Source organism: Pseudomonas sp. UBA6315 (assembly GCF_002438125.1).
Taxonomy (GTDB): domain Bacteria; phylum Pseudomonadota; class Gammaproteobacteria; order Pseudomonadales; family Pseudomonadaceae; genus Aquipseudomonas; species Aquipseudomonas faucium.
The window spans coordinates 826-8986 of record NZ_DJTF01000113.1; the positions used below are offsets into that span (position 1 = coordinate 826).

Genomic DNA, 8161 nt, shown 5'->3' on the forward strand with positions numbered 1-8161 from the left:
CGACAACGATACCGGAGATGATCGCGCCCGGCTGAAGATTGAGGGTTTTCAGGCTTTCTTCAAAGAGTTCTGCAAAGCTTTCGCTCATTTTAATTCCTGTAGATTCGGGCGAAACAGACGCCCATAGCCACATTCCAGACAATGTGGGTTTCGTTAAGTAAAGGAAAGCTGGCAGGACGTTGACTGGTGCCCCTGCCGGCTCTCCTGGCGATCAGATCAAGTCGCGCTGGGCGAGCTCGCTTCTGATACGTTGCAACACCTGCTCGATGGACAACTCGGTTGAGTCCAGCTGAATGGCATCGGCCGCTGGCTTGAGCGGGGCCACTGCACGCTGGGTGTCACGCTCATCGCGCGCACGAATCTCATCTAGCAGACTCGACAGACTAACATCTTCACCCTTGCCCTTCAACTGCAGGTAGCGGCGGCGGGCACGCTCCTCGGCGCTGGCGGTCAGGAAAACCTTCAACGGCGCGTCCGGGAACACCACGGTGCCCATGTCGCGGCCATCGGCGATCAGCCCTGGCGCTTCGCGGAAGGCACGCTGGCGCTGCAGCAGCGCCTCACGCACCGCCGGCAAGGAGGCGACCATGGACGCGCCGGCACCGACGGTCTCGGTGCGGATGACGTTGCTGACATCCTCGCCTTCGAGAATGATCTGCTGCAGCTTACCCGGCTCGGCGGCGATGAACTGCACATCCAGATGGGCGGCCAAGGCCTTGAGCAGCTCTTCGTTGGTCAGGTCGACGCCATGGTTGGTGGCGTTGAACGCGAGCAGACGATAGAGCGCGCCGGAGTCCAGCAGCCGCCAGCCCAGCTCGCGGGCCAGCAGGCCTGCGACCGTGCCCTTGCCCGAGCCGCTTGGGCCGTCGATGGTAATGACCGGTGCTTGCGAATTCACGACTTGCCCTCTTCGGCGACGCGGATGCCGACTTCGGCGCACAGCTTGAGGAAGTTCGGGAACGAGGTGGCGACGTTGGCGCAATCGTGGATGCGGATCGGCGCGCTGGCGCGCAGCGAAGCGACGCTGAAGGCCATGGCGATACGGTGGTCACCGTGGCCATGCACTTCGCCGCCGCCCATCGGGCCGCCATCGATGATGATGCCGTCCGGGGTCGGCTCGCACTTCACACCCAGGGTGATCAGGCCGTCGGCCATGACCTGGATGCGGTCGGATTCCTTGACCCGCAGCTCTTCGGCGCCACGCAGCACGGTACGCCCTTCGGCGCAGGCCGCGGCCACGAACAGCACCGGGAACTCGTCGATGGCCAGCGGTACCAGCTCTTCAGGAATGTCGATGCCCTTGAGCTTGGCGCCGCGCACGCGCAGGTCTGCCACCGGCTCGCCACCCACTTCACGCTGGTTCTCCAGGGTGATGTCGCCGCCCATCAGGCGCAGGATGTCGATCACGCCGGTACGGGTCGGGTTGATGCCAACGTGCTCGAGCACCAGCTCGGAGCCTTCGGCGATCGAGGCCGCCACCAGAAAGAAGGCTGCGGAGGAAATGTCTGCCGGCACTTCGATGCGGGTCGCGGTGAGCTTGCCACCGGACTCCAGCGAAGCGACCGGGCCATCGGTTTGCACCGAGTAGCCAAAGCCACGCAGCATGCGCTCGGTGTGGTCACGGGTCGGCGCAGGTTCGGTGACGGTGGTCTTGCCTTCGGCGTACAGGCCGGCCAGCAGCAGGCAGGATTTGACCTGGGCACTGGCCATCGGCAGCGTGTAGGTCAATGCCTTGAGCTTGTGGCCACCGCGAATGGTCAGCGGCGGGCGGCCCTCGGGGCCGGTCTCGACCACCGCGCCCATTTCGCGCAGCGGGTTGGCCACGCGGTTCATCGGGCGCTTGGACAGCGACGCGTCGCCGGTCATGGTCACGTCGAACGACTGCCCGGCCAGCAGGCCCGAGAGCAGGCGCATCGAGGTACCGGAGTTGCCCACGTAGATCGGCCCGGGTGGCGGCTTGAGGCCGTGCAGGCCAACGCCATGGATGGTCACGCGGCCATGGTTCGGGCCTTCGATGACCACCCCCATGTCACGGAACGCCTGCAGGGTCGCCAGGGCGTCCTCACCCTCGAGGAAGCCTTCGACTTCGGTCGTGCCTTCGGCCAGCGAGCTGAGCATGATCGAACGGTGGGAAATCGACTTGTCGCCCGGTACGCGGATTCGCCCCGACAGGCGGCCACCCGGTTGGGCCAGGAAAATCAGATCGTTGGCGTTCATAGCGTCCACATAGGCCCGGCGGGCCAGGATTTTACTGAAATGCTCGCGGGCAACCCGTGCGCGGGTGAATACACCCAGCAGCTGGTGCCCGTCCCCAGCATCGACCGCGTCGCGCAAGGCGTCGAGGTCGCTGCGAAATGTGTCCAAGGTGCGCAGGACCGCCTCGCGGTTGGCGAGGAAGATGTCGTGCCACATGGTCGGATCGCTACCGGCGATTCTCGTGAAATCGCGGAAACCACCCGCAGCGTACCGGAAGATCTCGAGGTTTTCATTGCGCTTGGCCAGCGAATCGACCAGGCCGAAGGCCAGCAGGTGCGGCAAGTGGCTGGTCGCGGCCAGCACCTCGTCGTGGCGCTCCACCGGCATGTGCTCGACATCGGCGCCCAGCGCGCGCCACAGGCGGTCGACCAAAGCCAGGGCGGAAGGGTCGGTTTCGGCCAGCGGCGTGAGGATGACTTTGTGACGACGGAACAGGGTAGCGTTGGAGGCTTCCACCCCGCTCTGCTCGGAACCGGCGATCGGGTGGCCGGGCACGAAGCGTGGCAGGCTCTGGCCGAACACTTCGCGGGCGGCGCGTACCACATTGCCCTTGGCGCTGCCGACATCGGTGATCACGGCATTGCCCAGCTCGAGCCGAGCCAGGCGGGCCAGGAGCTTTTCCATGGCCAGGATCGGCACCGCCAGCTGAATGACATCGGCGCCGACGCAGGCGCTGGCGAGGTCTTCCTCGCAGCGATCGACCACGCCCAGGGCCACGGCCTGCTTGCGCGAGGCGGCATCCAGGTCGACACCGACCACTTCGCGGCACAGGCCGCTTTCACGTAGCCCCTTGGCGAAGGAGCCGCCGATCAGGCCAAGGCCGACCACGACCAGGCGGTTGATGAGCGGTGTGGGTTTGGTTGTTACTGCATTTACCACGAGTGCGAACCCTGTTCAGAAATCAGGACAGTCTGTGTGGCTACTGGGGCTGCGTCGCAGCCCATCGCCGGCAAGCCGGCTCCCACCGGTATTGTGTAGGAGCCGGCTTGCCGGCGATGGGCCACAAAGCGGCCCCTGCAGCCTTGAATCAAAGCACTGCCTTCGGATACGACCCCAGCACCTTCAGCGCCACAGCCTCCTGGCTGATCTGCTCCAGCACCGCCTTGATCAGCGGGTCGCGGTGATGGCCGACGAAGTCGATGAAGAACACGTAGGTCCATTTGCCGCTGCGCGACGGGCGGGTCTCGATGCGGGTCAGGTCGATCCCGTTCTCGTGGAACGGCACCAGCAGTTCATGCAGGGCACCCGGCTTGTTGCTCATCGACACGATGATCGAGGTCTTGTCGTCACCGGTCGGCGGCACTTCCTGGCTACCGATCATCAAGAAGCGCGTGGAGTTGTCCGGGCGGTCTTCGATCTTCTCGGCCAGGCGGGTCAGGCCATACAGGTTGGCCGCCATGTCACCGGCGATCGCCGCCGAATTCCACTCACCCTTGACGCGCTTGGCCGCCTCGGCATTGCTCGACACCGCCACCCGCTCGACATTCGGGTAGTGCGCGTCCAGCCACTTGCGGCACTGGGCCAGGGACTGGGCGTGGGAGTAGATGCGGGTGATGCTGTCGGTCTTGGTGTTCTCGCCCACCAGCAGGTGATGGTGGATGCGCAGCTCGACTTCGCCGCAGATCACCATGTCGTGCTCGAGGAAGCTGTCCAGGGTGTGGCTGACCGCGCCTTCGGTGGAGTTTTCCACCGGCACCACGCCGAAGTTGACGGCGCCCGCCGCCACTTCGCGGAACACTTCGTCGATGGCCGCCATCGGGCGGCTGACCACGGCATGGCCGAAATGCTTCATCGCCGCAGCCTGGGTGAAGGTGCCTTCAGGGCCGAGGTAGGCGATCTTCAGGGGCTCTTCCAGGGCCAGGCAGGACGACATGATTTCGCGGAACAGGCGCGCCATCTCTTCGTTGTCCAGCGGGCCCTTGTTGCGTTCCATGACGCGCTTGAGCACAGCGGCTTCACGCTCAGGGCGGTAGAACACCGGCTTTTCGCCTTCAGCCAGCGTAGCGGTCTTGACCTTGGCCACTTCCTGGGCGCAACGGGCGCGCTCGCTGATCAGCTCGAGAATCTTCTCGTCGAGGCTGTCGATGCGCACACGCAGCGCCTTCAACTCCTGATCGGACATCAGCCGTGCTCCTTCTCGAATTCGGCCATGTAGGCCACCAGCGCTTCGACCGCTTCCAGGCCCAGGGCGTTGTAGATCGAGGCGCGCATGCCGCCGACCGAGCGGTGGCCCTTGAGGTTGAGCAGGCCGCGGGCATCGGCACCGGCCAGGAAGGCTTTGTCCAGGCGCTCGTCAGCCAGGCGGAACGGCACGTTCATCCACGAACGGGCGTTGTGGCTGATCGGGTTGGTGTAGAACTCGCTGGCATCGATGAAGCCATACAGGCGGTCTTTCTTGGCGCGGTTGCGCTGCTCCATGGCCTCGACGCCGCCCTGCTCCTTGAGCCACTCGAACACCAGGCCAGAGAGGTACCAGGAATAGGTTGCCGGGGTGTTGTACATGGAGCCGTTGTCGGCCGAGACCTTGTAGTCGAGCATGGTCGGGCAGCTGCTGCGGGCGCGGCCCAGCAGGTCTTCGCGCACGATCACCACCACCAGGCCGCTCGGGCCGATGTTCTTCTGCGCGCCGGCGTAGATCAGGCCGTACTGGGACACATCGATCGGGCGCGAGAGGATGTCGGACGACATGTCGACCACCAGCGGAACGTCACCGGTCTCGGGCACCCAGTCGAACTGCAGGCCGCCGATGGTTTCGTTGGACGCATAGTGGACGTAGGCGGCGTTCTGGGTCAGCTTCCACTCGTTCTGGCCAGGGATGGCCAGGTAATCGTAGGGCTTGGCACTGGCGGCGACGTTGACGTTGCCGAAGCGGCGCGCTTCCTCGATGGCTTTTTTCGACCAGATACCGGTTTCGATATAGTCGGCGGTGCCATCTTCGGGCAGCAGGTTCAGCGGGATTTCGGCGAACTGCTGGCTGGCGCCACCCTGCAGGAACAGCACCTTGTAGTTCGAGGGGATGGACAGCAGGTCGCGCAGGTCCTGCTCGGCCTTCTCGGCGATGGCCACGTAATCGTCGCTGCGATGGCTCATCTCCATCACCGACAAGCCCTTGCCGCGCCAGTCCAGCATTTCGGCCTGGGCACGCTGCAGGACAGCTTCAGGAAGCGCGGCAGGGCCTGCGCAGAAGTTAAAGGCTCGTTTGCTCACATCCACTCTCGCTCTGCCAAATAGAACAAAATCGTAATTCGATGCCGACCAGTTGCCACTGTGTCGCTTGCCTGGGGCCTGCCTTGCAGGCCATCGCCGGCAAGCCGGCTCCTACAGGGATCGCGCAAGATTCACGGTCTGCGCTGCACCTGTGGGAGCCGGCTCGCCGGCGATGCGCCGCAAAGCGGCCCCATTGACGTCTCTAATCAGTCAAACGGGGCGACCTTGGTCGCCCCGCTCGGGTTGTTGCGCTTGCTTACTCTTGCGGTGCCTCTTCGGCGCCGGCATTGTCACCGTCCGCCGCATCGGCCTCGACGCCTTCCGCGTCCGTCTCGACCAGTTCGTCGAGCTCGTCCTCCGAAGGCTCCTGGATACGTTCCAGGCCAACCAGCGTTTCGTCAGCCGCCAGCTTGATCAGCGTCACACCCTGGGTGTTGCGGCTCAGGCTGGACACTTCACCGACCCGTGTGCGCACCAACGTGCCCTGGTCGGAGATCAGCATGATTTCTTCGCCTTCCTGCACCTGGATGGCGCCGATCAGCAGCCCATTGCGGCCCTTGGTGCCCATGGCGATCACGCCCTGGCCACCACGGCCGCGACGCGGGAACTTCGACAGCGGCGTGCGCTTGCCGAAACCGCGCTCGGAGGCGGTGAGGATCTGCGCGCCGGACTCCGGAATCAGCATCGAGATGATCTGCTGCCCCTTGCCCAGCTTCATGCCACGCACGCCGCGGGCGGTACGGCCCATTTCGCGGACCACGCTTTCGGCGAAGCGGATCACCTTGCCGGCGTCGGAGAACATCATGACTTCCTTGGCACCATCGGTGATGGCCGCGGCAATCAGGGTGTCGCCTTCTTTCAGCTTCAGGGCGATCAGGCCGTTGGAGCGCGGACGGGCGAACTGCACCAGCGGGGTCTTCTTGACGGTACCGGAAGCGGTGGCCATGAAGATGTAGGCGCCGGTAGGCTCGGCCACCCACTCAGGGGTGTCGCCGTCTTCTTCGTCGATTTCCTCGACTTCGACCACTTCACCTTCGATCACGCCCTCGTCGCCGTCCTCCAGCTCTTCGTCCGGATCGGCGCTCTGCTGCAAGGCCTCGAGGTCGATCTGCAGCATGGCGGTGATGCGCTCACCCTCTTCCAGCGGCAGCAGGTTGACCAGCGGGCGGCCACGCGCGGCGCGGGATGCCTCGGGGATTTCGTAGGTCTTCTTCCAGTACACCTTGCCCTTGCTGGAGAACAGCAGCAGGGTGGCGTGGCTGTTGGCGACCAACAGGTGTTCGATGTAGTCCTCGTCCTTCACCCCGGTCGCCGACTTGCCCTTGCCGCCACGGCGCTGAGCCTGGTAGGCGGACAGCGGCTGGGTCTTGGCATAGCCACCGTGGGAGATGGTCACCACGCGCTCTTCTTCCGGGATCATGTCGCCGTAGTTGAGGTCGTGGCTGGCGTTGAGGATCTCGGTGCGGCGCGCATCGCCGTATTCGGCGCGGATCGCTTCGAGTTCTTCGCGGATCACTTCCATCAGGCGCTCGGCGCTGCTGAGGATGCGGATCAGCTCGCCGATCTGCTCCAGGATCTCCTGGTACTCGGCCAGCAGCTTCTCGTGCTCGAGGCCGGTCAGGCGGTGCAGGCGCAGGTCGAGGATCGCCTGGGCCTGTTCCGGCGACAGGTAATACTTGCCATCGCGCAGGCCGAACTGCTCGGGCAGGTCTTCCGGGCGGCAGGAGTCGGCGCCGGCGCGCTCGACCATGACCTGCACGGCACTGGATTCCCAGGCAGTGGAAATCAACGCTTCCTTGGCTTCCGACGGCGTCGGCGAAGCCTTGATCAGGGCGATGACCGGGTCGATGTTGGACAGCGCAACCGCCTGGCCTTCAAGGATATGGCCACGTTCGCGGGCCTTGCGCAGCTCGAACACGGTACGGCGGGTCACCACTTCACGGCGGTGACGGACGAACGCCTCGAGCAGGTCCTTGAGGTTGAGCAGGCGCGGGCGACCATCGATCAGGGCCACCACGTTGATGCCGAACACGCTCTGCAGCTGGGTCTGCTGGTAGAGGTTGTTGAGCACCACCTCCGGCACCTCGCCGCGGCGCAGCTCGATGACGATGCGCATGCCGTCCTTGTCGGACTCGTCGCGCAGCTCGGTGATGCCTTCGATCTTCTTCTCTTTGACCAGCTCGGCGATCTTCTCGATCAGGCGCGCCTTGTTCAGCTGGTACGGCAGCTCGGTGACGACGATCTGCTGGCGGCCACCGACCTTGTCGATGTCTTCGACTTCCGAGCGCGCACGCATGTAGATGCGGCCACGGCCGGTGCGGTACGCCTCGATGATGCCCTGGCGGCCGTTGATGATGCCGGCAGTCGGGAAGTCCGGGCCCGGGATGAACTGCATCAGTTCATCGATGGTGACGTCCGGGTTGTCGATCAGCGCCAGGCAGCCGTCGATGACCTCGCCGAGGTTGTGCGGCGGGATGTTGGTCGCCATGCCCACGGCGATACCGCTGGAGCCGTTGACCAGCAGGTTGGGAATACGGGTCGGCATGACCGCCGGGATCTGCTCGGTGCCATCGTAGTTGGGCACCCAGTCGACGGTTTCCTTGTGCAGGTCGGCCAGCAGCTCGTGGGCCAGCTTGGCCATGCGCACTTCGGTGTATCGCATGGCCGCGGCGTTGTCGCCGTCGACCGAACCGAAGTT

At 64.7% G+C, this 8161-nt stretch carries 6 protein-coding genes; all 6 read right to left on the bottom strand.

Translation table 11 applies throughout. The features are described from left to right. Positions 1 to 88, bottom strand: an 88-nt coding sequence (locus B3E94_RS25615) for a hypothetical protein (protein WP_414708152.1), incomplete at its 3' end; no start/stop codon positions are given. 123 nt (positions 89 to 211) lie between these two features. After that, positions 212 to 898, bottom strand: coding sequence for a (d)CMP kinase (gene cmk, locus B3E94_RS14150; RefSeq protein WP_176514213.1), 687 nt, complete (start codon positions 896 to 898; stop codon positions 212 to 214). Next, positions 895 to 3135 (bottom strand): bifunctional prephenate dehydrogenase/3-phosphoshikimate 1-carboxyvinyltransferase, encoded by a 2241-nt coding sequence (locus tag B3E94_RS14155; RefSeq protein WP_286913991.1) that lies wholly within the window; start codon positions 3133 to 3135, stop codon positions 895 to 897. The genes cmk and B3E94_RS14155 overlap by 4 nt, the downstream gene beginning before the upstream one ends. Positions 3136 to 3283: 148 nt before the next feature. Continuing rightward, the gene (gene pheA / locus B3E94_RS14160) at positions 3284 to 4378 is read right to left on the bottom strand and encodes a prephenate dehydratase (protein ID WP_011532773.1); all 1095 of its coding nucleotides are present in this window, start codon (positions 4376 to 4378) and stop codon (positions 3284 to 3286) included. Continuing rightward, a complete protein-coding gene (gene serC, locus B3E94_RS14165; protein WP_176514218.1) occupies positions 4378 to 5463 on the bottom strand; it encodes a 3-phosphoserine/phosphohydroxythreonine transaminase in 1086 nt (361 codons plus the stop codon). Before serC ends, pheA begins: the two co-directional genes overlap by 1 nt. A gap of 256 nt (positions 5464 to 5719) precedes the next feature. Next, positions 5720 to 8161: DNA gyrase subunit A (locus B3E94_RS14170; RefSeq protein WP_286913993.1), on the bottom strand; the 2442-nt coding region annotated here is incomplete at its 5' end.